Annotated in this window: 24 protein-coding genes and 1 tRNA gene; 4 read left to right on the top strand and 21 right to left on the bottom strand. The window is 58.8% G+C overall.

Annotated elements, in window-relative coordinates:
- Position 1: 1 nt before the first annotated feature.
- The 15 genes from ispG to trmJ form a co-directional block, all read right to left on the bottom strand.
- Entirely contained in the window at positions 2–1,111 is a 1,110-nt protein-coding gene (ispG, locus tag BW33_RS12665) for a flavodoxin-dependent (E)-4-hydroxy-3-methylbut-2-enyl-diphosphate synthase (RefSeq protein WP_025109215.1), read from the bottom strand.
- A 3-nt stretch (positions 1,112–1,114) separates the two neighbouring features.
- Positions 1,115–2,152, bottom strand: a complete 1,038-nt coding sequence (locus tag BW33_RS12660; RefSeq protein WP_047599299.1) for a RodZ domain-containing protein — start codon at positions 2,150–2,152, stop codon at positions 1,115–1,117.
- Entirely contained in the window at positions 2,152–2,910 is a 759-nt protein-coding gene (gene pilW, locus BW33_RS12655; RefSeq protein ID WP_007964430.1) for a type IV pilus biogenesis/stability protein PilW, read from the bottom strand. Before pilW ends, BW33_RS12660 begins: the two co-directional genes overlap by 1 nt.
- A 12-nt stretch (positions 2,911–2,922) precedes the next feature.
- Complete coding sequence (gene rlmN / locus BW33_RS12650; protein ID WP_003227893.1) at positions 2,923–4,071, bottom strand: 23S rRNA (adenine(2503)-C(2))-methyltransferase RlmN; 1,149 nt, start codon at positions 4,069–4,071, stop codon at positions 2,923–2,925.
- 28 nt (positions 4,072–4,099) lie between these two features.
- Complete coding sequence (gene ndk / locus BW33_RS12645; RefSeq protein ID WP_047599297.1) at positions 4,100–4,525, bottom strand: nucleoside-diphosphate kinase; 426 nt, start codon at positions 4,523–4,525, stop codon at positions 4,100–4,102.
- An 88-nt stretch (positions 4,526–4,613) separates the two neighbouring features.
- A complete protein-coding gene (gene iscX, locus BW33_RS12640) occupies positions 4,614–4,814 on the bottom strand; it encodes a Fe-S cluster assembly protein IscX (protein ID WP_047599296.1) in 201 nt (66 codons plus the stop codon).
- A 14-nt stretch (positions 4,815–4,828) separates the two neighbouring features.
- Complete coding sequence (fdx, locus tag BW33_RS12635) at positions 4,829–5,170, bottom strand: ISC system 2Fe-2S type ferredoxin (RefSeq protein WP_007964424.1); 342 nt, start codon at positions 5,168–5,170, stop codon at positions 4,829–4,831.
- Positions 5,170–7,035: a Fe-S protein assembly chaperone HscA gene (gene hscA / locus BW33_RS12630; protein WP_047599295.1), complete on the bottom strand. Its 1,866-nt coding sequence runs from the start codon at positions 7,033–7,035 to the stop codon at positions 5,170–5,172. Before hscA ends, fdx begins: the two co-directional genes overlap by 1 nt.
- A 51-nt stretch (positions 7,036–7,086) precedes the next feature.
- Positions 7,087–7,608, bottom strand: coding sequence for a co-chaperone HscB (hscB, locus tag BW33_RS12625; protein WP_008084660.1), 522 nt, complete (start codon positions 7,606–7,608; stop codon positions 7,087–7,089).
- 8 nt (positions 7,609–7,616) lie between these two features.
- The gene (gene iscA / locus BW33_RS12620; protein WP_003227904.1) at positions 7,617–7,940 is read right to left on the bottom strand and encodes an iron-sulfur cluster assembly protein IscA; all 324 of its coding nucleotides are present in this window, start codon (positions 7,938–7,940) and stop codon (positions 7,617–7,619) included.
- Positions 7,941–7,968: 28 nt separating this feature from the next.
- Positions 7,969–8,355, bottom strand: a complete 387-nt coding sequence (iscU, locus tag BW33_RS12615) for a Fe-S cluster assembly scaffold IscU (RefSeq protein ID WP_003227907.1) — start codon at positions 8,353–8,355, stop codon at positions 7,969–7,971.
- 83 nt (positions 8,356–8,438) lie between these two features.
- The gene (locus BW33_RS12610) at positions 8,439–9,653 is read right to left on the bottom strand and encodes an IscS subfamily cysteine desulfurase (protein ID WP_047599294.1); all 1,215 of its coding nucleotides are present in this window, start codon (positions 9,651–9,653) and stop codon (positions 8,439–8,441) included.
- Between the two features lie 50 nt (positions 9,654–9,703).
- Positions 9,704–10,195: a Fe-S cluster assembly transcriptional regulator IscR gene (iscR, locus tag BW33_RS12605; protein WP_007956690.1), complete on the bottom strand. Its 492-nt coding sequence runs from the start codon at positions 10,193–10,195 to the stop codon at positions 9,704–9,706.
- Between the two features lie 248 nt (positions 10,196–10,443).
- The gene (gene cysE / locus BW33_RS12600; RefSeq protein WP_007964422.1) at positions 10,444–11,220 is read right to left on the bottom strand and encodes a serine O-acetyltransferase; all 777 of its coding nucleotides are present in this window, start codon (positions 11,218–11,220) and stop codon (positions 10,444–10,446) included.
- A 3-nt stretch (positions 11,221–11,223) separates the two neighbouring features.
- Positions 11,224–11,994 (bottom strand): tRNA (cytosine(32)/uridine(32)-2'-O)-methyltransferase TrmJ, encoded by a 771-nt coding sequence (gene trmJ / locus BW33_RS12595; RefSeq protein WP_027612138.1) that lies wholly within the window; start codon positions 11,992–11,994, stop codon positions 11,224–11,226.
- Between the two features lie 145 nt (positions 11,995–12,139).
- Here trmJ and suhB point away from each other — a divergent pair, with 145 nt between their 5' ends.
- Complete coding sequence (suhB, locus tag BW33_RS12590) at positions 12,140–12,958, top strand: type III secretion system regulator SuhB (RefSeq protein WP_007964419.1); 819 nt, start codon at positions 12,140–12,142, stop codon at positions 12,956–12,958.
- Between the two features lie 251 nt (positions 12,959–13,209).
- Here suhB and BW33_RS12585 read toward each other — a convergent pair whose 3' ends face one another.
- From BW33_RS12585 to queA, 6 genes are all read right to left on the bottom strand, one after another.
- Positions 13,210–13,758 carry a glycine zipper 2TM domain-containing protein gene (locus BW33_RS12585; protein WP_027612139.1) on the bottom strand — a complete coding sequence of 183 codons (549 nt, stop codon included), beginning with the start codon at positions 13,756–13,758 and terminating at the stop codon, positions 13,210–13,212.
- Between the two features lie 121 nt (positions 13,759–13,879).
- Positions 13,880–14,794 carry a protein translocase subunit SecF gene (gene secF, locus BW33_RS12580; protein ID WP_047599292.1) on the bottom strand — a complete coding sequence of 305 codons (915 nt, stop codon included), beginning with the start codon at positions 14,792–14,794 and terminating at the stop codon, positions 13,880–13,882.
- Between the two features lie 9 nt (positions 14,795–14,803).
- Positions 14,804–16,672: a protein translocase subunit SecD gene (gene secD / locus BW33_RS12575; RefSeq protein ID WP_047599291.1), complete on the bottom strand. Its 1,869-nt coding sequence runs from the start codon at positions 16,670–16,672 to the stop codon at positions 14,804–14,806.
- 64 nt (positions 16,673–16,736) lie between these two features.
- Positions 16,737–17,075, bottom strand: coding sequence for a preprotein translocase subunit YajC (yajC, locus tag BW33_RS12570; RefSeq protein ID WP_003227923.1), 339 nt, complete (start codon positions 17,073–17,075; stop codon positions 16,737–16,739).
- Between the two features lie 43 nt (positions 17,076–17,118).
- Complete coding sequence (gene tgt, locus BW33_RS12565) at positions 17,119–18,234, bottom strand: tRNA guanosine(34) transglycosylase Tgt (protein WP_161794909.1); 1,116 nt, start codon at positions 18,232–18,234, stop codon at positions 17,119–17,121.
- Positions 18,235–18,248: 14 nt separating this feature from the next.
- A complete protein-coding gene (gene queA, locus BW33_RS12560; protein ID WP_047599289.1) occupies positions 18,249–19,313 on the bottom strand; it encodes a tRNA preQ1(34) S-adenosylmethionine ribosyltransferase-isomerase QueA in 1,065 nt (354 codons plus the stop codon).
- Positions 19,314–19,421: 108 nt separating this feature from the next.
- On the opposite strand from queA, the gene BW33_RS12555 reads away from it, so the two are divergent.
- The 3 genes from BW33_RS12555 to BW33_RS12545 all read left to right on the top strand — a co-directional run bounded on the left by BW33_RS12555 (position 19,422) and on the right by BW33_RS12545 (position 22,097).
- Positions 19,422–19,506: transfer RNA gene (locus tag BW33_RS12555), tRNA-Leu, on the top strand.
- A 165-nt stretch (positions 19,507–19,671) separates the two neighbouring features.
- Positions 19,672–20,913 carry a tyrosine-type recombinase/integrase gene (locus tag BW33_RS12550; RefSeq protein WP_047599288.1) on the top strand — a complete coding sequence of 414 codons (1,242 nt, stop codon included), beginning with the start codon at positions 19,672–19,674 and terminating at the stop codon, positions 20,911–20,913.
- Between the two features lie 245 nt (positions 20,914–21,158).
- Positions 21,159–22,097, top strand: a complete 939-nt coding sequence (locus BW33_RS12545; protein ID WP_047599287.1) for a hypothetical protein — start codon at positions 21,159–21,161, stop codon at positions 22,095–22,097.
- Positions 22,098–22,114 lie beyond the last annotated feature (17 nt).

Here is a 22,114-nt window from a genome sequence, read left to right as displayed (position 1 = left end):
CTCAGCCGCGCGCGATGACCGCTGCGTCAGCTTCGACCTTCTCGGCCGCTTTCTCGCGGATCAGCTTTTCCAGCTCGTCCACCAGATTGTCATTCGTCAGTTTCTGCGACGGCTTGCCGTCGATGTAAATCAGGTTTGGCGTGCCGCCGGTCAAGCCGATATGGGCTTCCTTGGCTTCGCCGGGGCCATTGACCACGCAACCGATCACCGCGACATCCAGCGGCACCAGCAGGTCTTCAAGGCGCCCTTCCAGCTCGTTCATGGTCTTGACCACATCGAAGTTCTGCCGCGAGCAGCTCGGGCAGGCGATGAAGTTGATGCCACGGGAACGCAGATGCAAAGACTTGAGAATGTCGTAACCGACCTTCACTTCCTCGACCGGATCGGCCGCCAGCGAGATGCGGATAGTATCGCCAATCCCCTCGGCGAGCAGCATACCTAGGCCCACGGCGGATTTCACTGTGCCCGAACGCAATCCACCGGCTTCAGTGATGCCCAGGTGCAGCGGCTGGACGATTTCTTTCGCCAGCAGACGGTAGGCTTCGACGGCCATGAACACGTCGGAGGCTTTCACGCTGACCTTGAAGTCCTGGAAATTCAGGCGCTCGAGGTGCTCGACGTGACGCAGCGCGGACTCGACCAGTGCAGCCGGGGTCGGTTCGCCGTATTTCTTCTGCAGGTCTTTTTCCAGCGAACCGGCGTTGACGCCGATGCGGATCGGAATCCCGCGATCACGGGCGGCATCGACCACGGCGCGCACCCGGTCTTCGCGACCGATGTTGCCCGGGTTGATGCGCAGGCAATCCACACCCAGTTCGGCGACGCGAAGAGCGATCTTGTAGTCGAAGTGGATGTCGGCAACCAGCGGCACCTTGACCAGTTGCTTGATCTTGCCGAACGCCTCGGCGGCGTCCATGTCCGGTACCGAAACGCGGACGATGTCGACGCCGGCGGCTTCCAGACGATTGATCTGCGCGACGGTGGCCGCCACATCATTGGTGTCGCTGTTGGTCATGCTCTGCACAGCGATAGGCGCATCGCCGCCAACAGGTACGTTACCGACCCAGATCTTGCGCGAAACGCGACGTTTGATTGGAGATTCGCCGTGCATGACTTATTGACCCAACTTCAGGCGAGCAGTCTCGCCACTGGTGAACGGAGCGATATCGACCGGTTGGCCGTTGTAGCTGACCTGTGCGGCGCGAGCCACGCCCAGGCGCACCGCCAGTGGCGGCTTGCCGGAAACCGAAACGCTGTCGCCTTTATGTTTCAGACCGCTGAACAGCACTTTGCCGCGACCGTCGGTAACCTGTGCCCAGCAATCAGCGGTGAACTGCAGTTGCACCTGGCCATCGCCGGCCGCTGGAACAGCTGCTTCTGCGGTTGGCGCAGGGGTGGCCGCGACCACTGGGGCGGTGACGGTCGGCGCTGGTGTGGCCGGGGCATTCGGTGCCGGCGTCGCCGGAGTGGCCACAACCGGGCCCGGTGTATGTACCGGTGCGGCTGGCGTGGTTGCAGCCGGGGCGGCTGGTGCGGTTGCCGGAGCAACCGGCTCGGCGCCGGTCGATTCAGCGGTGGTTTCCGCTTGTGGCAGTGCCAGCGCAGTTGCGCCCTCGGCCTGACCTTCGGCAACGGCCTGGTCTTCCGGCTCGTCGATCGGGTGAATCTGCGTGGTGCCGTCGGCGCCTTCGACCTCGACGTGCTCCGGAGCCAGGCTGGTCACGTCCTTGCTGCGCTGCGAGGTCTGATCCTGCCACCAGACGAAACCGCCGCCGATGACCGCGATCAGCAACAGCAGGCTGACAATACGCAAAATAGTGTGGGAAACCCGCACCGGTTCCTCGATACGACCCAGCGCATGCACGTTGCTGCCCTGTGAGTCGGTGCCGGTGGACTGATCGAATTGCTGGACCAGAACGGTCTGATCCATGCCGAGCAACTTGGCATACGCGCGAATGTAACCGCGAGCGAAGGTATGCCCCGGCAGCTTGTCGAAAGCGCCAGCTTCAAGATTGCTCAGGGAAGTCACGGTGAGGTTGAGCTTTAGGGCCACTTCGGCCAGCGACCAGCCATTGCTTTCGCGGGCCTGGCGCAAAGTCTCACCGGGATTAACGCGAGTCGCTGCTACAACTTCGGGATGCGCCGCTTTCATCATTGCTCCGACAGGTATTGCTGATATTCCGGCGTACCGGGATAGAGTCGTTTTAATTGCAGGCCATAACTGGCGGCCTTGTCGCGATCTTCAAACACTTTTGCCAGCCGAACGCCGAGCAATAGACTACGTGCATTTTGCTCGGTTAGCAGGCTGAAACGGTCGTAATAGTCGCGCGCGGGCACATAATGCCTGTCTTCGAAGGACAACTCAGCCATTTCCAGCAAAGCGCGCGGTTGTTGACGGTTCAGCCGCAGGGCTTTTTCCAGTTGCTGCTGCGCCAGATCCCGCTGCCCGAGCTTTGAAGCGGTCATGCCAAGGTTCTCGAAGACTCGAGAACGCTCAGGATACAGGGTATCGGCGGCTGCCTGCTCGAAACGCTCGTAGGCTTCCTTGTAACGCTGTTCTTCGTAGAGAAAACTGCCGTAGTTATTGAGGATTCGTGCATCGGTGGGACGCGAGGACAGGGCTTTGCGGAAATGCTCGTCGGCCAGTTTCGGTTCCATTTCGGCCTGGAACACCAGCCCGAGGGCAGCGTTGGCATCAGGATCTGAGCCGTCCAGTTCCAGCGCCTTCTTCAGCGGCACCTTGGCGCGCTCGGTCATCCCTTGCTGCAAGTATCCCAGTCCCAGCTGCACGTAGGCGGCACGCGCTTCGTCGCGGCCCTTGCTGGTCTTCATCGGGTTGTAGTCACCCGACAGGACACAACCAGCACACAGGCTGGCCATCAGCAACAGCAGCGCAAAGCGCAGGGACATAGAGATCCTCTCTTAGTTAGTGTTCGCGGCGTTCTGTGCCAGATCGCTGTCGGCGCTCAACTCGCGCACGGCGATGTAACGTTCACTGCGACGGGTGCGATCCAGCACCTGCCCTACCAATTGACCACACGCAGCGTCGATGTCTTCACCACGGGTGGTGCGGACAGTGACGTTAAAGCCGGCCTGATGCAACTGATCCTGGAACCGACGAATGGCGTTGTTGCTCGGCCGCTCGTAACCGGAATGCGGGAACGGGTTAAACGGAATCAGGTTGATCTTGCACGGAATATCCTTGAGCAGCTCGATCATTTCCACGGCGTGCTCAAGCTTGTCGTTGACGTCCTTGAGCAAGGTGTACTCGATGGTCAGCACACGTTTCTCGCCCAGGGCGGACATGTAGCGCTGGCACGACTCGAGCAGCATCTTAAGCGGATATTTCTTGTTGATCGGCACCAATTGGTTACGCAATGCGTCATTCGGTGCGTGCAGGGACAACGCCAGGGAGACGTCGATGTGCTTGGCCAGCTCATCGATCATCGGCACCACGCCCGAAGTGGACAGGGTCACGCGGCGCTTGGAGATCCCGTAGCCCAGGTCATCCATCATCAGATGCATGGCGGCCACGACGTTGTCGAAGTTCAGCAGCGGTTCGCCCATGCCCATCATCACCACGTTGGTGATGGCGCGGTCGATGGTGGCGGGAACACTGCCGAAGGATTTGTTGGCAATCCACACCTGACCGATGACTTCGGCGGCGGTGAGGTTACTGTTGAAGCCTTGCTTGCCGGTGGAGCAGAAACTGCAGTCCAGGGCACAGCCTGCCTGGGACGAAACGCACAGAGTGCCGCGTTTGCCCTGAGGAATGTACACGGTCTCGACACAGCTGCCGGACGCCACGCGCACCACCCATTTGCGGGTGCCGTCGCTGGAAATGTCCTCGCTGACCACTTCGGGACCACGGACTTCAGCAATAGCCTTGAGCTTGTCGCGCAAGGCCTTGCTGACGTTCGTCATGGCGTCGAAATCATCGACGCCAAAGTGGTGAATCCATTTCATTACCTGACCGGCACGGAAACGCTTCTCCCCGATTGAGTCGAAGAATTTTTCCATTTCCGGCTGGGTCAGACCCAGCAGGTTTGTTTTAACAGTCGATGTAGTCATGGATTCACCTTCACTCTTTAAGCAATGCTTAGCGAGTGGTTACTTCAGTAGCTGCGAAGAAGTACGAGATTTCGCGAGCAGCAGCGGCTTCGGAGTCCGAACCGTGAACGGCGTTGGCGTCGATCGACTCAGCGAAGTCAGCACGGATGGTGCCGGCAGCAGCTTCTTTAGGGTTGGTAGCGCCCATCAGCTCACGGTTGCGAGCGATAGCGTTTTCGCCTTCCAGAACCTGAACAACCACTGGACCGGAGATCATGAAAGCAACCAGTTCACCGAAGAAACCGCGCTCTTTGTGCTCAGCGTAGAAGCCTTCAGCTTCGGCTTTGGACAGCTGCTTCATTTTCGAAGCAACCACTTTCAAACCAGCCTTTTCGAAACGGGTAACGATTTCGCCGGCAGCGCCTTTTTTAACAGCGTCAGGCTTGATGATGGAGAAAGTACGTTGAACAGCCATGGTGTAACTCCAGAAACGGTAATTTGCGAAAAATTAAACCCGCGAATTATACGCGGGTTCTTGGGTATTGCCTAACCTGCGAGGACGATCAGTCCAATTCTTTGGCCCAGAGCGTCTGAACCGCTTCCAACACCTTCTCGCCAACCCGGCCAGAGGTATTGTCGAAATCAGGAAGCTCTTTGATCCATTGCTGCAAGTCGACGAAATTGACAGAGAACGGGTCTACACCCGGCTTGGCTTCGGCCAATTCTTCGGCAATGCGTTGAACATCATTCCAACCGTAGCTCATGACAGTCTTACCAGTCAGTGCGGCGCTTCGGCCGCATGGTTAAGCGAATATTTCGGGATCTCGACGGTGATGTCTTCTTCACCAACGATAGCCTGACAGGCCAGACGCGATTGCGCTTCCAGACCCCAGGCGCGATCAAGGAAGTCCTCTTCCAGCTCGTCCGCCTCTTCCAGCGAGTCGAAACCCTCGCGGATGATGCAGTGGCAAGTGGTGCAGGCGCAGACGCCGCCGCAGGCGCTTTCCATCTCGATGTGGTGCTCGTGAGCCAGCTCGAGAATCGAAGTGCCGGGTTCGGCCTCGACGACCATGCCTTCAGGGCAAAACTTCTCGTGGGGCAGAAAAATGACCTGCGGCATCAGATATCCTCGATTTCATTCAGATTGCGCCCCGACAGAGCGGCTTTCACCGTCAGATCCATGCGGCGGGCAGCAAAAGCATCGGTCACTTGCGACAGACGCTTGGTCTGCTGCTCGATGGCATAACCATCGGTGCCTTTCATCAATTCGGCCAGTTCCTGCATCTGCAGCTCGATGACCATGCGCTCTTCGGCGTCGAGCAAACGCTCGCCATCGGCCTCCAGAGCGCCCTGCACCGCTTCGATCAGGCGCTGGGCATCGACTTGCTGCTCGCGCAGAACGCGGGCGACCTTGTCGTCATTGGCGTGCTGGAACGAGTCCTTGAGCATCTTGGCGATTTCGCCGTCGGTCAGACCGTAGGACGGCTTGACCTGAATGCTCGCCTCAACGCCCGAACCCAGTTCACGGGCAGACACGCTGAGCAGACCGTCGGCATCAACCTGAAAGGTCACGCGAATCTTCGCCGCACCGGCCACCATTGCTGGAATACCGCGCAGCTCGAAGCGCGCCAGAGAGCGGCAGTCACTGATCAGCTCGCGCTCGCCCTGCAACACGTGGATCGCCATGGCCGACTGGCCGTCTTTATAAGTAGTGAAATCCTGCGCGCGGGCAACCGGGATGGTGGTGTTGCGCGGAATCACCTTTTCCATCAGCCCGCCCATGGTTTCCAGCCCAAGGGACAGTGGAATCACGTCGAGCAGCAGCAGTTCACCGCCATCACGCTTGTTGCCAGCCAGCGTATCCGCCTGGATCGCAGCCCCGATGGCCACCACTTGATCCGGGTCGATTTCCGTCAATGGCTGACGACCGAAGGCTTCGGCGACCGCTTCGCGAACGCGCGGCACACGGGTCGATCCGCCGACCATGACCACAGCATGCACGTCTTCCAGCTCAATACCGGAATCACGCACGGCGCGACGGCAGGCTTTCAGGCTGCGGGCAACCATTGGCTCGATCAGCGCATCGAAGGCTTCGCGGCTCAGCTGCGCTTTCCAGTCACCGTAAGCGACTTCGACGCTGGCGGCTTCGGTCAGGGCTTCTTTGGCCGCGCAGGCGGTTTGCAGCAGATTGCGCTGTGCGCCCGGATCGAGATCGGCGGACAGACCGGCGCTCTCGATGATCCAGCCGGCAATCGCGTGATCGAAGTCGTCGCCGCCCAGGGCGCTGTCGCCGCCGGTGGCGAGCACTTCGAATACGCCGCCAGTCAGACGCAGAATCGAAATATCGAAGGTTCCGCCGCCCAGGTCATAGATGGCGACCAGACCTTCGGCGTGTTGATCCAGACCATACGCCACGGCGGCAGCGGTCGGCTCGTTGAGCAGGCGCAGCACGTTCAGACCGGCGAGTTTCGCCGCATCCTTGGTGGCCTGGCGCTGAGCATCGTCGAAATACGCCGGAACGGTGATCACCGCACCGACCAGTTCGCCACCCAGGGTCGCTTCAGCACGCTGACGCAGCACCTTGAGGATATCGGCGGAGACTTCGACCGGGCTCTTCGGGCCTTGCACGGTGTCGATGAACGGCATGTGCGATTCGCCGCCGACAAAGCGGTACGGCAGTTGCTCGCCCAATTGCTTGACGTCGGACAGACCACGACCCATCAGGCGCTTGACCGACAGCACAGTGTTCAAGGGATCGGAGGACGCGGCCAGTTTGGCCGACTCGCCAACCTCGACGCGGTCGGCGTGATAACGCACGGCGGACGGCAGGATGACCTGCCCGTCAGCGTCGGCCAGTGGTTCGGAAAGACCACTGCGCAACGCAGCGACCAGCGAATTGGTAGTGCCCAAGTCGATTCCCACAGCCAGACGACGCTGGTGCGGTTGAGGACTTTGGCCGGGTTCGGCGATCTGCAGTAGGGCCATCGTGATCAGGACTTATCTGTATATCAGGCGTGCGACCGGAGCGGCACTGGGTTAATCGTCGAGGCGCTCTTCTAACTGGCGCACTTCGTAGGTGAGCTTGTCGAGGAACTGCATACGCCGCATCAGGCGTTCGGCCTGTTCGCGTTGCGCCGCATCATCCCAACAGGCTGCGAAGCTTTCGTTGAGTTCTTCCTGAGCCACTTTCAGGCGCCGCTTGAATACCGCGACACCGTCGAGGTCGGCACTGTCCTGAAGGTCTTCGAGCTCTTCGCGCCATTGCATCTGCTGCAAGAGAAACTCGGGATCATGGACCGTGACTTCCATCGGCACTTCATGCCCGCTGATGGTCAGCAGGTAGCGTGCACGCTGGGCAGGACTCTTGAGCGTCTGGTACGCGTCGTTGAGCCGTGCAGACTGCTCGAGCGCAGACCGCTGCTCGCGCTCGGAAGCGTCGGCAAAGCGGTCGGGATGAACACCGCGCGCCAACTCACGGTAGCGCGTGGCCAACTGCTCGAGATCCAGGCGAAAGCTCGGCTGCAGCTCGAATAAAGCGAAATGACAAGGAATACCCACGACAAGCCTCAGATGTTGAAGCTTTCGCCGCAGCCACACTCACCGCGTACGTTGGGGTTGTTGAACTTGAAGCCTTCGTTCAACCCTTCCTTGACGAAATCGAGCTCGGTGCCGTCCAGGTAGGCCAGGCTTTTCGGGTCGATGATCACTTTCTCGCCGTGACTTTCGAACACCTGATCCTCGGCAACCACCTCGTCGACAAACTCCAGCACGTAGGCAAGGCCGGAACAGCCCGTGGTGCGAACACCCAGACGAATCCCTTCACCTTTGCCGCGCCCGTCGAGGGAGCGTCGCACGTGTCGAGCAGCCGCTTCTGTCATGCTGATAGCCATCGTTGACTCCTTACTCGTCGCGCAATGCTTAGATCAAGCCTTTCTTCTGCTTGTAGTCGCGAACAGCCGCTTTGATAGCGTCTTCAGCGAGTACCGAGCAGTGGATTTTCACTGGCGGCAGGGCCAGTTCTTCGGCCAGCTGAGTGTTCTTGATGGTCTCGGCCTCGTCCAGCGTCTTGCCCTTCATCCACTCGGTGGCCAGGGAGCTGGAAGCGATTGCCGAACCGCAGCCGTAGGTCTTGAACTTGGCGTCTTCGATAACGCCCTGATCGTTGACCTTGATCTGCAGGCGCATCACGTCGCCGCACGCCGGGGCGCCGACCATGCCAGTGCCGACATCCGGGTCTTCCGCGTTCATCTTGCCGACGTTGCGCGGGTTTTCGTAGTGGTCGATGACCTTTTCGCTGTAAGCCATGGTGCTTAATCCTCACTCATCAGAGAGTCGCTCTTAAAGCCCTGCAACCTGGGGTCGCAGGGCCGGTTCGCGGCGACTTGAAATCAGTGTGCCGCCCACTCGATTTTCGAAATGTCGACACCGTCTTTGTACATGTCCCACAGCGGCGACAGAGCGCGCAGCTTGGTAACGGCCTCGCAGACTTTCTGCGCGGCGTAGTCGATTTCTTCTTCGGTGGTGAAACGGCCGAAGGTGAAACGGATCGAGCTGTGTGCCAGTTCGTCGTTGCGGCCCAGAGCGCGCAGTACGTAAGAAGGCTCCAGGGACGCCGAGGTGCAGGCCGAACCGGACGATACCGCCAGATCCTTGAGCGCCATGATCAGCGACTCGCCTTCAACGTAGTTGAAGCTCAGGTTCAGGTTGTGCGGAACGCGGGCGGTCAGGCTGCCGTTGACGTACAGCTCTTCCAGATGCTCGACCTGCTTGTAGAAGCGGTCGCTCAGCGCTTTGATGCGCACGTTTTCGGCAGCCATGTCTTCCTTGGCTACACGGAACGCTTCGCCCATGCCGACGATCTGGTGGGTCGCCAGGGTGCCGGAACGCATGCCACGTTCGTGACCGCCGCCGTGCATGGTCGCTTCGATGCGCACACGCGGCTTGCGGCTGACGTACAGCGCGCCGATGCCTTTAGGGCCGTAGGTTTTGTGGGCGGAGAACGACATCATGTCGACTTTCAGCTTCTGCAGATCGATCTCGACCTTGCCGGTGGACTGAGCCGCGTCAACATGCAGCAGAACGCCCTTGGAGCGGGTCAGTTCGCCGATGGCAGCGATGTCGTTGATGGTGCCGATTTCGTTGTTCACGTGCATGACCGACACCAGGATGGTGTCTTCGCGCAGTGCCGCTTCGATCATCGCCGGGGTGATCAGACCGTCTTCTGTCGGCTCGAGGTAGGTCACTTCGAAACCTTCACGCTCCAGTTGGCGCATGGTGTCGAGGACAGCCTTGTGTTCGATCTTGCTGGTGATCAGGTGCTTGCCCTTGGAGCCATAGAAATGCGCCGCACCCTTGATCGCCAGGTTGTCGGACTCGGTGGCGCCGGACGTCCAGACGATTTCACGCGGGTCGGCGTTGACCAGGTCGGCCACCTGACGACGGGCGTTTTCGACGGACTCTTCAGCTTTCCAGCCGAACACGTGGGAACGGGACGCCGGGTTACCGAAGTTTCCGTCGACCAGCAGGCATTCACTCATCTTTTGCGCAACGCGCGGATCGACCGGGGTGGTCGCAGAGTAATCAAGGTAAATCGGCAATTTCATGGACTATCTCCTAAATCAGGCTGGCTGGCGTGCCGCTAGCTCTTTGGCTGTCATTCGACGGCGGACGCTTCAATCTTGTCCAGGCGCGGCGCCTTGCCATTGCAACGACGCTGATCCTGACGCTGGGCCACTTCCTGCACCTCACGGCGAGTTACGAGGTCGGCCAAGCTGATACCGCTGAGAAATTCGTGAATCTGCAGGCTCAGATCGCACCACAGGTGATGAGTCAGGCAGGTGTCGCCGGAATGGCAATCGCCCTGGCCCTGGCACTTTGTAGCATCGACCGATTCGTTGACCGCATCGATCACCTGAGCCACCTGGATGCCCTGCATATCGCGCGACAGCTGGTAACCACCGCCTGGACCGCGAACACTGGAAACCAGGTTACTGCGGCGCAGCTTGGCGAAAAGCTGTTCGAGATAGGACAGGGAGATGCCTTGGCGCTCGGAGATATCGGCCAGGGACACCGGCCCGTGCTGCGCGTGCAACGCCAGGTCAAGCATGGCGGTCACGGCGTATCGGCCTTTTGTAGTCAGTCGCATGGACAATTACCACGGAGTTCGGAATGGGCGGGAGTATGCAATTCCCGAGCATTTAAGTCAACTATAAGACCTAGTGCATTAGTCGGGTTTACCCGCAAAAGAGCGCGCGAATGATAGCAGGGTCTGCGGCCTAATGGCACACCGGTTACCGGATGCCTGTGTAGGAGCTGCCGCAGGCTGCGATCTTTTGATTTTGCATTGAAAAAGATCAAAAGATCGCAGCCTGCGGCAGCTCCTACAAAAGCCTGTCAGCCGGCTTTGGATTCGTCTTTGCCTTTGACGCAGGCGAAGTCTTCTTCGCGCAGCTCGGGCAGATCTTTAGCACAGTAATTACTGCCCAGATCCTTCAGCGCGCCGCACATCCCCTCCAGTCGTCCATCCACCGCTTGCAGGTGATCGAGCAACTGACCGATGGCACGGGCCACCGGGTCGGGCATGTCTTCGCTGACACCGTAGGCGTCAAAGCCGATCTTCTCGGCCATCGCCTTGCGCTTGGCGTCCTGTTCTTCATCGGATTTGACGATGATCCGCCCCGGAATCCCCACCACCGTGGCGCCCGGCGGTACTTCCTTGGTCACTACGGCATTGGAACCGACTTTGGCGCCAGCCCCTACCGTGAACGGCCCGAGCACTTTGGCGCCGGCACCCACGACAACGCCGTCACCCAGCGTCGGGTGGCGTTTGCCCTTGTTCCAACTGGTGCCGCCGAGGGTCACGCCCTGATAAATGGTCACGTCATCGCCGATCTCGGCGGTTTCACCAATGACGATGCCCATGCCGTGGTCAATGAAAAAGCGCCGGCCGACTTTGGCGCCCGGATGAATCTCGATCCCGGTCAACCAACGACCGAAGTTCGACACCAGCCGCGCCAGCCATTTCAGCTCATTGCGCCACAGCATCCCGGCCAACCGGTGAATCCAGATCGCGTGCATACCGGGGTAGCAGGTCAGGACTTCAAAAGCATTACGCGCCGCCGGGTCTCGATGGAATACGCTCTGGATATCTTCACGCAAACGCTCAAACATCATTCAGTCCTTCCGCTTAAGAAGCTCACCACGGGCCGCTTTTTGGGTTTCCGTGAGGATGCCACGCAAAATATTCATTTCCGCCCGGCTGACCGAGCTGCGTCCGTACAACCGGCGCAGGCGCGCCATCAAATGCCGCGGTTTTTCCGGATCAAGAAATTCGATGGCGACCAGCGTCTGCTCCAGATGCTCATAAAAGCGCTCCAGCTCATCCATGGTCGCGAGCTCGGCACTTTTCACCGAAGCCACTTCTTCTTTCTCGATCTTGGTCGGCTGCCCTTGAGCGGCCAGCCAGGCCATGCGCACTTCGTAGCTCAATACCTGCACCGCCGCCCCGAGGTTCAGCGAGCTGAACTCAGGATCGGAGGGGATATGCACGTGAAAGTGACATCGCTGCAGCTCCTCGTTGGTCAGGCCGGAGTCTTCACGACCGAATACCAAAGCGATTTGTGCGCCCTGCCCCGCCTCCTCGACCACTTTGCTCCCGCATTCGCGGGGATCAAGCAGCGGCCAGGGAATGCGGCGGTCACGGGCGCTGGTGCCGAGCACCAGATTGCAGCCGACCAAGGCATCTTCCAAGGTGGCGACGACCTGCGCATTTTCAAGGATATCCCCGGCACCGGAAGCTCGTGCATCGGCTTCGTGATGCGGAAACAACCGCGGTTCGACTAGCACCAGCCGCGACAGACCCATGTTTTTCATGGCGCGCGCGGCCCCGCCGATGTTGCCGGGGTGACTGGTATTGACCAGGACGACACGAATGTTCTGCAGCAAGGGAGGCGCTCTCGGACACAGGAAAGGGGTGCAAATCTTACAGAACAGCCTACCGTTAAGCTATGAAAGCGAACAGCGACCTTCACCTGAAGAAAAGTTCTGATAGAATGCGCGGCTTTCTTTAACAACCTTAGGTGACACATCCATGCAGCCCATGCTGAATATCGCGCTGCGCGCCGCCCGCAGCGCCAGTGAACTGATCTTCCGCTCCATCGAGCGCCTGGATACCATCAAGGTCGACGAAAAAGACGCCAAGGATTATGTATCCGAGGTCGATCGCGCCGCCGAACAGAAAATCATCGATGCTCTGCGCAAGGCTTACCCGAATCACTCGATCCAGGGTGAAGAGACCGGCATGCACGTGGGTAACGGCATCGAAGGTGAAGAGTACCTGTGGATCATCGATCCACTGGACGGCACCACCAACTTCCTGCGCGGCATTCCTCACTTCGCTGTCAGCATTGCCTGCAAATACCGCGGCCGCCTGGAACACGCAGTGGTTCTGGACCCGGTTCGCCAGGAAGAATTCACCGCCAGCCGTGGTCGCGGCGCTCAACTGAACGGTCGTCGCCTGCGCGTCAGCGGTCGCACCAGCCTCGAAGGCGCTCTGCTGGGCACTGGCTTCCCGTTCCGTGACGACCAGATGGACAACCTCGACAACTACCTGGGCATGTTCCGCGCCCTGGTTGGCCAGACTGCCGGCATCCGCCGCGCCGGCTCCGCCAGCCTGGACCTGGCTTACGTGGCTGCCGGTCGTTTCGACGCGTTCTGGGAATCGGGCCTGTCCGAGTGGGACATGGCTGCAGGCGCTCTGCTGATCCAGGAAGCAGGCGGCTTGGTGAGCGACTTCACCGGCGGTCACGATTTCCTTGAAAAAGGCCACATCGTTGCCGGCAACACCAAATGCTTCAAGGCAGTGCTGACGGCGATCCAGCCGCACCTGCCGGCTTCGCTGAAGCGCTAAGCTTCCCGCGAAACGCAAAAAGCACCCTTCGGGGTGCTTTTTTTATGCCTGTAACTCGATCTTCAGATCACCAAAATCTTCATGTGGGAGCGAGCCTGCTCGCGAATGCATTCTGACAATCAACATTGTCGTCGGCTGGCACACCGCATTCGCGAGCAGGCTCGCCCCCACAAGGAGGGGACGGTGTAGCCAAAAATCGCAGGCACAAAAAAGCACCCCGCAGGGTGCTTCTTTTTAAAACGATCAGAGCGTTACTGAGCCGGCTGATTTTGCGACAGAATCAGCTTGCCTTCCTTGTCGACCGGAATCTGGTTGCCCGGATCACGATCCATCCGCACTTTGCCTTCCTTGCCATCCAGCGAATAACGCACGTCGTAACCGACAACCTTGTCACTGATGTCATTCACGGTGTTACAGCGAGTCTGCGTGGTGGTGTAGGTGTCGCGGTTCTGCATGCCTTCCTGCACCTTGTTACCGGCATATCCGCCACCCACCGCGCCAGCGACCGTGGCAATCTTCTTGCCGGTACCGCCGCCGATCTGGTTACCCAGCAAACCACCCGCTACCGCACCAATCGCGGTACCGAGGATCTGGTGTTGATCCTTGACCGGCGCCTGGCGGGTTACAGCAACATCCTTGCACACTTCACGTGGAGTCTTGATCTGTGTTTTGACCGGTTCTACGGCCAGCACTTGCGCATACTCAGGGCCGCTTTTAACCAGGCTGTAGGTGGCAACAGCACCCCCGGCAGTCACACCGACAGCACCCAATACCGCACCAACCAGCAACGACTTGTTCACATGAACCTCCTGACCATCACATGCGGGACGCGCCCGCGCTTCTCCCAGCCTTGGAGCATAAAAAAAGGCGCGAGTTCAACTCGCGCCTTTTCTGGGCTGACAACCGGTGAAGCGATGGCCGTTACGGACGGTCGTCGACTTCCTTCTCGGTGTTGGCCGGAGGAATCAGATCCTCGGTGCTCAGGTTCAGCCAGATCAGCACCACGTTCGCGATGTAGATCGACGAGTAGGTACCCGCCAGAACACCGATGAACAGGGCGATGGAGAAGCCGAACAGGTTGTCGCCACCGAAGAACAGCAGCGCAGCGATCGCCAGCAAGGTGGAGATCGACGTTGCCATGGTCCGCAGCAGGGTCTGAGTGGTCGAGATGTTGATGTTCTCGATCAGCGAAGCCTTGCGCAGCACACGGAAGTTCTCACGAACCCGGTCGAACACGACGATGGTGTCGTTCAGCGAGTAACCGATGATCGCCAGTACCGCCGCCAGCACCGTCAGGTCGAAGGTGATCTGGAAGAACGACAGGATACCGACAGTCACGATCACGTCGTGAATCAGCGAAACGATGGCGCCGACCGCAAATTTCCACTGAAAGCGGAAAGCCAGGTAGATCAGGATGCCGCCGAGCGCCAGGAGCATGCCGAGGCCGCCCTGGTCGCGCAGCTCTTCACCGACCTGCGGGCCGACGAACTCGACACGCTTGACCGTCGCCGGGTTGTCGCCACCGACCTTCTGCAGCGCGTCTGCTACCTGATGGCCCAGTTGCGGGTCTTCACCCGGCATGCGCACCAGCAGGTCGGTGGTCGCACCGAAGTTCTGCACGATGGCTTCGTGGTAACCGGACGTCACCAGTTGCTCGCGCACTTTGGTGACGTCAGCCGGACGCTCGTAGGTCAGCTCGATGAGCGTACCGCCGGTGAAGTCCAGACCCCAGTTCATGCCCTTGTGGAAAACGCTGAACAAGGCCAGGACGGTGAGAAACACAGTGACGCCGAACGCAAAGTTGCGAACGCCCATGAAGTTGATTGTACGTAACATGGCAGCCCCTTAAATCCACAACTTCTTGAAGTCACGTCCGCCGAAGATCAGGTTGACCATTGCGCGGGTCACCATGATGGCCGTGAACATCGAGGTAAAGATCCCGAGGGACATGGTCACTGCGAAGCCCTTCACCGGGCCGGTGCCCATGGCGAAGAGGATGCCGCCGACCAGCAGAGTGGTCAGGTTGGCGTCGAGAATCGCAGTGAATGCCCGGCCGAAGCCTTCGTTGATTGCACGCTGCACGGTCATGCCGGCGGCGATCTCTTCACGGATCCGCGAGAAGATCAGCACGTTGGCGTCGACCGCCATACCCATGGTCAAGACGATACCGGCGATACCCGGCAGGGTCAGCGTTGCACCCAGCAGCGACATCAGCGCCAGCAGCAGCACCATGTTCACCGCCAGTGCGACCGTGGCGATCACACCGAAGAAGCGGTAGATGGCGATAATGAACAGCGAGACGAACAGCATGCCCCACAGCGATGCATCGATACCTTTGGTGATGTTGTCAGCACCCAGGCTCGGACCGATTGTGCGCTCTTCCGCGAAGTACATCGGAGCGGCCAGACCACCGGCACGCAGCAGCAGTGCCAGTTCGGACGATTCGCCCTGGCCGTTCAGGCCGGTGATGCGGAACTGTGCACCCAGCGGCGATTGAATGGTCGCCAGGCTGATGATCTTCTTCTCTTCCTTGAAGGTCTGCACCGGCACGTCTTTCTCGACGCCGTCGACAACCTGCTTGACGTAGGTGGTCACCGGACGCTGTTCGATGAAGATCACCGCCATGCTGCGGCCCACGTTCGAACGGGTTGCGCGGCTCATCAGCTCGCCACCGTGACCATCCAGACGGATGTTCACTTCAGGTGTGCCGTGCTCGCCGAAACCGGCCTTGGCATCGGTCACCTGGTCACCGGTGATGATCAGGCCACGTTCGATCTGCGCCGGAGGACGGTTGCCCTCACGGAACTCGAACGATTCGGAAGTGGCTTTCGAAGCACCCGGCTCTGCAGCCAGACGGAATTCCAGGTTGGCGGTCTTGCCGAGAATACGCTTGGCTTCGGCAGTGTCCTGCACGCCCGGCAGCTCAACCACGATGCGGTTGGCACCCTGACGCTGAACGATCGGTTCGGCAACACCCAGCTCGTTGACGCGGTTACGTACCGTGGTCAAGTTCTGCTTGATGGAGTATTCACGGATTTCCGCCAGCTTGGCCGGGGTCATCGCCAGACGCAGCACCGGTTGACCGTTGAGGTCGGCCGGAACAATGTCGAAATCGTTGAAGTTCTTGCGAATCAGCGCACGGGCCTGTTCGCGGGAGTCAGCATCGCTGAAGCCCAACTGAATGGCACCATTGAGTTGCGGCAGGCTGCGATAGCGCAGCTTATCTTTACGCAGCAGGCTCTTGACGTCGCCTTCATAGACTTTCAGGCGGGCGTCGAGGGCTTTGTCCATGTCCACTTCCAGCAGGAAGTGCACACCACCGGACAAGTCCAGACCCAGCTTCATCGGGTGCGCGCCCAGATTGCGCAGCCATTGCGGGGTGGTTTGTGCCAGGTTCAATGCAACGACGTAGTCATCACCCAATGCCTTGCGCACAACGTCCTTGGCCGGCAGCTGGTCTTCAGCCTTGGTCAGGCGGACCAGACCGCCCTTGCCATTGGCGGCCAGCGAGGCTGCCTTGACGTTGATCCCAGACTCACGCAGCGCGGTGCTGACGCGATCCAGATCGGCCTGATTGACCTGCAGTGCCGTGCTGGCGCCGCTGATCTGAATGGCCGGGTCATCGGGGTATAGATTGGGAGCGGAATAAATCAGACCGATCGCCAGCACCGCCAGGATCAGAATGTATTTCCACAGAGGATATTTGTTCAGCATCACGCCGCCCGTTATGAACGCGGGGCGCCTTGCGCGCCCCGTCGATTGAGTAGAAGTTGGAACCTTAGATCGCTTTCAGCGTGCCTTTTGGCAGCGTGGCGGCGATGGCGCCCTTCTGGAACTTCATTTCCACGGTGTCGGAAACTTCCAGAACCACGAAGTCATCGGCCACTTTGGTGATCTTGCCGGCGATGCCGCCGGTGGTGACCACTTCGTCGCCCTTCGCAAGGCTGCTCAGCAGGTTCTTCTGCTCTTTGGCGCGCTTGGCCTGTGGACGCCAGATCATCAGGTAGAAGATGACCAGGAAGCCGACCAGGAAAATCCACTCGAAGCCGCCGCCCATTGGGCCAGCAGCAGCCGGTGCAGCTGCGTCAGCCATGGCATTAGAGATAAAAAAGCTCATTTAGCACTCCAGTTGCAAATGTTGAATCTTGGGGTCAGAAAACTCAGTCCAAAGGCGGAACGGGGAGCCCGCGTTTGGCGTAGAAGGCATCGACAAAGGCGGCCAATGTACCCTGTTGAATAGCCTCGCGCAAACCAGCCATCAGCACCTGATAATGGCGCAAGTTATGGATGGTATTGAGCATGCTGCCGAGCATTTCGCCGCACTTGTCCAGGTGATGCAGATAAGCGCGGGAGAAGTTCTGGCAGGTATAGCAATCGCAGGTCGGATCCAGCGGCGAATCATCATGGCGATGGAACGCGTTACGGATCTTCAGCACGCCTGTATCAATGAACAGATGCCCATTGCGGGCATTACGGGTTGGCATCACGCAATCGAACATGTCCACACCGCGGCGCACACCCTCAACCAGATCTTCCGGTTTGCCAACGCCCATAAGGTAACGAGGTTTGTCAGCCGGCATCATGCCCGGCAGATAATCCAGCACCTTGATCATCTCGTGCTTCGGCTCGCCCACCGACAGACCGCCGATGGCCAGGCCATCGAAGCCGATCTTGTCCAGACCTTCCAGCGAGCGCATGCGCAGATCCTGGTGCATGCCGCCCTGAACGATACCGAACAGCGCCGCGGTGTTGTCGCCATGGGCATTTTTCGAGCGTTGGGCCCAACGCAGCGACAACTCCATCGATACGCGAGCAACGTCTTCGTCAGCCGGATACGGCGTGCATTCGTCGAAAATCATCACGATGTCGGAACCGAGGTCGCGCTGCACCTGCATCGACTCTTCCGGGCCCATGAACACTTTCGAGCCGTCGACCGGGGAGGCGAAGGTCACGCCCTCCTCCTTGATCTTGCGCATCGCGCCCAGGCTGAACACCTGAAAACCGCCGGAGTCGGTGAGGATCGGGCCTTTCCACTGCATGAAATCGTGCAGGTCGCCGTGCTCCTTGATCACCTCGGTGCCCGGACGCAGCCACAGGTGGAAGGTGTTGCCCAGAATGATTTCCGCGCCAGTGGCAACGATGTCACGCGGCAACATGCCCTTGACCGTGCCATAGGTGCCCACCGGCATGAACGCCGGGGTCTCGACGGTGCCACGCGGGAAGGTCAGACGACCACGACGAGCCTTGCCATCGGTGGCAAGCAGTTCAAAGGACATGCGACATTCGCGACTCATTCTGTTTCCTCTGGGCCTGTTTGTTCAGGGGCAGTCGGGGCGGGATTACGGGTGATGAACATCGCATCACCGTAGCTGAAAAAGCGGTACCCGTTGTCGACGGCGGCTTTATAGGCGGCCATGGTTTCGGGATAACCGGCGAACGCCGAAACCAGCATCAACAGCGTGGATTCCGGCAAATGGAAGTTGGTGACCAGGGCGTCGACCACATGGAACGGCCGGCCCGGGTAGATAAAGATGTCGGTGTCGCCACTGAACGGCTTGAGCACGCCATCGCGCGCGGCACTTTCCAGCGAACGCACGCTGGTGGTGCCGACGGCAATCACTCGCCCGCCACGCTCACGGCACGCGGCAACGGCGTCGACCACATCCTGGCCGACTTCCAGCCACTCGCTGTGCATGTGGTGATCTTCGATCTTGTCGACGCGTACCGGCTGGAACGTCCCCGCACCGACGTGCAGCGTGACGAACGCGGTCTCGACGCCCTTGGCGGCAATCGCCTCCATCAGCGGCTGATCGAAATGCAGCCCCGCCGTCGGCGCCGCCACCGCACCGAGACGCTGGGCGTACACGGTCTGATAGCGCTCGCGATCCGAGCCTTCGTCCGGGCGATCTATATAAGGAGGCAACGGCATGTGCCCGACGCGATCGAGCAGCGGCAGCACTTCTTCAGCCAAGCGCAACTCGAACAGCGCATCGTGACGCGCGAGCATCTCGGCTTCGCCACCGCCGTCGATGAGGATCTTCGAACCCGGCTTCGGCGACTTGCTGGAGCGCACATGGGCCAGCACGCGATGCGAATCGAGCACGCGTTCAATGAGGATTTCCAGCTTGCCGCCCGAAGCCTTTTGCCCAAACAGCCGCGCCGGAATCACCCGGGTATTGTTGAATACCATCAAATCGCCCGGGCGCAAATGCTCAAGCAAATCAGTGAATTGACGGTGTGCAAGGGCGCCGCTCGGCCCATCAAGGGTCAGCAGGCGGCTACCGCGACGCTCGGCCAAAGGGTGGCGGGCAATCAGCGAATCAGGAAGCTCGAAGGTAAAGTCAGCAACGCGCATGATGGGGTTCGTCTAGCAGGGCCGGAAAGTCTAGCGGAAATATCAAAAATTGACCATGAAACGTGATTGACCAACGGTAATCACCTCTCTATACTTCGCCGCCATTGAGCCCTGATGGCGGAATTGGTAGACGCGGCGGATTCAAAATCCGTTTTCGAAAGGAGTGGGAGTTCGAGTCTCCCTCGGGGCACCATATAGCAGTATCTGAAAGTCTCTACCAGACTCTCAGACCCAGAGAAACCGGCCACTTGAGCCGGTTTTTTTGTGTCTGGCTATCTACCTCTGTATCCCCTTATCCGTTGTATCCCTGTATCCCTGCTTGTATCCTGAGAAAAATACCGAACTTTGGGATACAAGGATGAAGCGCGCAGACATCAAGCGCCGCCCTCTCGCAGACACGACACTTGCGGGGCTGGAGCCGGAATCAAAGGAATACCGGGAACTGGACGGAAACGGCCTCTACTTCAGGGTCAAGCCTGATGGTGGTAAATCCTGGCAGCTCCGCTACAAACGTCCGGCGGGCAATTGGGCTTGGATGGGGCTCGGGGGCTACCCGGAAGTAAGCGGTGCATTGGCACGGGACAAAGCTGCCGAACTACGCAAGGTAGTTAGCAGCGGCGCCGATCCTCTCGAACAGAAACGCTCCGCCAAAGCTGCCATTGACGCTGCCAGGACTCGGACCTTCCGAGCTGCTGCTGAAGCTTGGCTCAAGGCCAAAGAAGAAAAGGGCCTCGCTCCCTCCACTCTTAACAAGATCCGCACTTACCTCGACAAGGACATCCTACCGGCATTGGGAGATAAGCCCCTCGACGAAATCACCCGTACCGACTGCGCAGAACTCCAGGCATCCCTCGAAACCCGAAACGCACACAACGTGGCGGAAAAGTGCCAAACCTGGATCAATCAGATCTTCGGCCGAGCCATCGGCTTAGGGCTCACCGAAAACGATCCGGGCAGCCGCCTACGTGACATTGCAGCCCAAGCCCCGAAGACTCAGCAGCATCCACATTTGCTTGAGCCTGAGCTGGCTGAATTCCTCCAGGCGCTCAGAAACACACCAAGCAGACTGACAGCCCGTACCGCTGCATGGCTTTGTATCTGGACAGCATCACGACCCGGCATGGTTCGATTGGCCGAATGGAAAGAATTCGACCTTGAGAAAGCCATTTGGACCACACCTGCTGCCAAAATGAAGATGCGCCGGGATTTTGTATGCCCCCTTCCCCACCAAGCCGTTGTGGCGCTGAAAGAGCTGCAATGCTTAACCGGTCGCAGCCGCTGGCTCTTCCCCGGAGTCGGCGCAAAAAATCCGACCATCAGTGAAAACACAATCAACAAGGTCTTCGCCACCATAGGCTACAAAGGTCGTCTCGTTGGACACGGGACTCGCCACACAGCGAGCACATTGCTTCGAGAACATGGCTGGCCTAAAGAACACGTTGAGGCGCAGCTTGCCCACAAAGAGGAAGGTATTTCAGGGGTATATAACAAGGCTCAGTACCTAGAACAGCGTGTAGTGATGATGCAGTGGTATGCCGACCACCTTGAGCAAATGGCAGCGGGTAATGTGGTGCAGGGACAGTTTGGGAAGGCGGTATGAGCGCACGTAATCGCCTCCCCTCAAAAATCGGTGTAACGCGTGTTACAGGTATAACGAATCCATATAACTAATTGATAATAATGAATTATTTATCTTCTACACGTTGTTTTCACCTCGAATGCCTCAAGTGTAACGACATGAAGTCGTGTAACAGAAATATCCCCGAGTCCTTCCTGTCGGCAGCGGCTTTATTCAATCCACGACGCTGGAACAGCGCGCCTGTCTCGGGGCGAGGGGCGGCCTAAATGGATATCGAGCTAGGTATTGAACCTGAAGAACTAGAAATCGCAGGGACCGACGTGAAGTGTCTGATTTGGGACATGGATGACGCCGAACTAGCAGTGCGTGAGTTAGCGTTGTATCCCCATTTTCACGAGAATTTCCGAGAAGCTTTCGACCTCATCGGCGTGGCAACTTCGTTCTGGCTTGAGGATGGCTCCTACGCGACCAGTGCAGAATCAGTCACAAGAACCTTGTTTCGACTCCGGGATGCCATCGGTGAACGTGCAAGCTCTGCGGAAGCAGCTTCAATGCCTAACGTCATTCGAGGCTTTCTCGGGGTCGATCATCCAGCTACAGATTCACAACTCACTGCAGCTTTTGCCCTGGTACTCGGCGTACAAGCTGTGGAAATACTTGCAAATTGGCTCTTCGAGCTCGAGGTCGCTACCTACGATATAGATGCGGATCTGATAGAGGGGCTAAGAAAGGACTCACCCCGCCAATACGCGACCCTAATCGATAAAGAACGAGATCGCCGCGCCGGCTTTGAAATAGAAGCGAGAGAGCAGTTTGCAGTCTTGAAAGGGGAGGCTAATCAGACATTGTTGATGGCAAGCCTCTATCGCCAGGTGGAGAGCATCGATGTATCCAAAAATGGCTTCAACACATCAAGTCTGATGCTTCGACTACTTGACGAAGCCTTCTCAGCGAAGGCATCTAAACGCGGGCAAGAGGCTGGCAAAGGTAATCAAGAGGCAGGCTCTAAAACGCAAATAGAAACGATGGATCGGCGCTCAAACATAAAGGCAGCCGCAGAGCAAATTATTGCAGGCCGGCGAATCGAGAAACGAAACCTGACAGATGCAGAGCTAACCAACCTGCTGTTCGACCAAGCCGTTCACGGCACCAAGAAAACCATCCGCGATCATTTGACCGCGCTAGGTCTTCGACCACTCAAATAAAAAAGGGAACGGACACA

This window comes from Pseudomonas sp. RIT288 (assembly GCF_000631985.1).
GTDB lineage: Bacteria > Pseudomonadota > Gammaproteobacteria > Pseudomonadales > Pseudomonadaceae > Aquipseudomonas.
Note: the sequence above shows the minus strand (reverse complement) of the source record. Positions and strands in the feature narration are given on the sequence as shown.

Excerpts from the sequence above, each read along its gene's own strand:
- hscA (WP_047599295.1), bottom strand. The coding sequence starts at position 7,035 with ATGGCCCTACTGCAGATCGCCGAACCCGGCCAAAGTCCTCAACCGCAC.
- BW33_RS12660 (WP_047599299.1), bottom strand. The coding sequence starts at position 2,152 with ATGAAAGCGGCGCATCCCGAAGTTGTAGCAGCGACTCGCGTTAATCCC.
- BW33_RS12610 (WP_047599294.1), bottom strand. The coding sequence starts at position 9,653 with ATGAAATTGCCGATTTACCTTGATTACTCTGCGACCACCCCGGTCGAT.
- iscR (WP_007956690.1), bottom strand. The coding sequence starts at position 10,195 with ATGCGACTGACTACAAAAGGCCGATACGCCGTGACCGCCATGCTTGAC.
- pilW (WP_007964430.1), bottom strand. The coding sequence starts at position 2,910 with ATGTCCCTGCGCTTTGCGCTGCTGTTGCTGATGGCCAGCCTGTGTGCT.
- cysE (WP_007964422.1), bottom strand. The coding sequence starts at position 11,220 with ATGTTTGAGCGTTTGCGTGAAGATATCCAGAGCGTATTCCATCGAGAC.
- iscA (WP_003227904.1), bottom strand. The coding sequence starts at position 7,940 with ATGGCTATCAGCATGACAGAAGCGGCTGCTCGACACGTGCGACGCTCC.
- suhB (WP_007964419.1), top strand. The coding sequence starts at position 12,140 with ATGCAGCCCATGCTGAATATCGCGCTGCGCGCCGCCCGCAGCGCCAGT.
- fdx (WP_007964424.1), bottom strand. The coding sequence starts at position 5,170 with ATGCCGCAGGTCATTTTTCTGCCCCACGAGAAGTTTTGCCCTGAAGGC.
- queA (WP_047599289.1), bottom strand. The coding sequence starts at position 19,313 with ATGCGCGTTGCTGACTTTACCTTCGAGCTTCCTGATTCGCTGATTGCC.
- secD (WP_047599291.1), bottom strand. The coding sequence starts at position 16,672 with ATGCTGAACAAATATCCTCTGTGGAAATACATTCTGATCCTGGCGGTG.
- ndk (WP_047599297.1), bottom strand. The coding sequence starts at position 4,525 with ATGGCTGTTCAACGTACTTTCTCCATCATCAAGCCTGACGCTGTTAAA.
- secF (WP_047599292.1), bottom strand. The coding sequence starts at position 14,794 with ATGTTACGTACAATCAACTTCATGGGCGTTCGCAACTTTGCGTTCGGC.
- ispG (WP_025109215.1), bottom strand. The coding sequence starts at position 1,111 with ATGCACGGCGAATCTCCAATCAAACGTCGCGTTTCGCGCAAGATCTGG.
- BW33_RS12545 (WP_047599287.1), top strand. The coding sequence starts at position 21,159 with ATGGATATCGAGCTAGGTATTGAACCTGAAGAACTAGAAATCGCAGGG.
- iscU (WP_003227907.1), bottom strand. The coding sequence starts at position 8,355 with ATGGCTTACAGCGAAAAGGTCATCGACCACTACGAAAACCCGCGCAAC.
- rlmN (WP_003227893.1), bottom strand. The coding sequence starts at position 4,071 with ATGACTACATCGACTGTTAAAACAAACCTGCTGGGTCTGACCCAGCCG.
- tgt (WP_161794909.1), bottom strand. The coding sequence starts at position 18,234 with ATGTCCTTTGAACTGCTTGCCACCGATGGCAAGGCTCGTCGTGGTCGT.
- yajC (WP_003227923.1), bottom strand. The coding sequence starts at position 17,075 with ATGAGCTTTTTTATCTCTAATGCCATGGCTGACGCAGCTGCACCGGCT.
- iscX (WP_047599296.1), bottom strand. The coding sequence starts at position 4,814 with ATGAGCTACGGTTGGAATGATGTTCAACGCATTGCCGAAGAATTGGCC.
- BW33_RS12550 (WP_047599288.1), top strand. The coding sequence starts at position 19,672 with ATGAAGCGCGCAGACATCAAGCGCCGCCCTCTCGCAGACACGACACTT.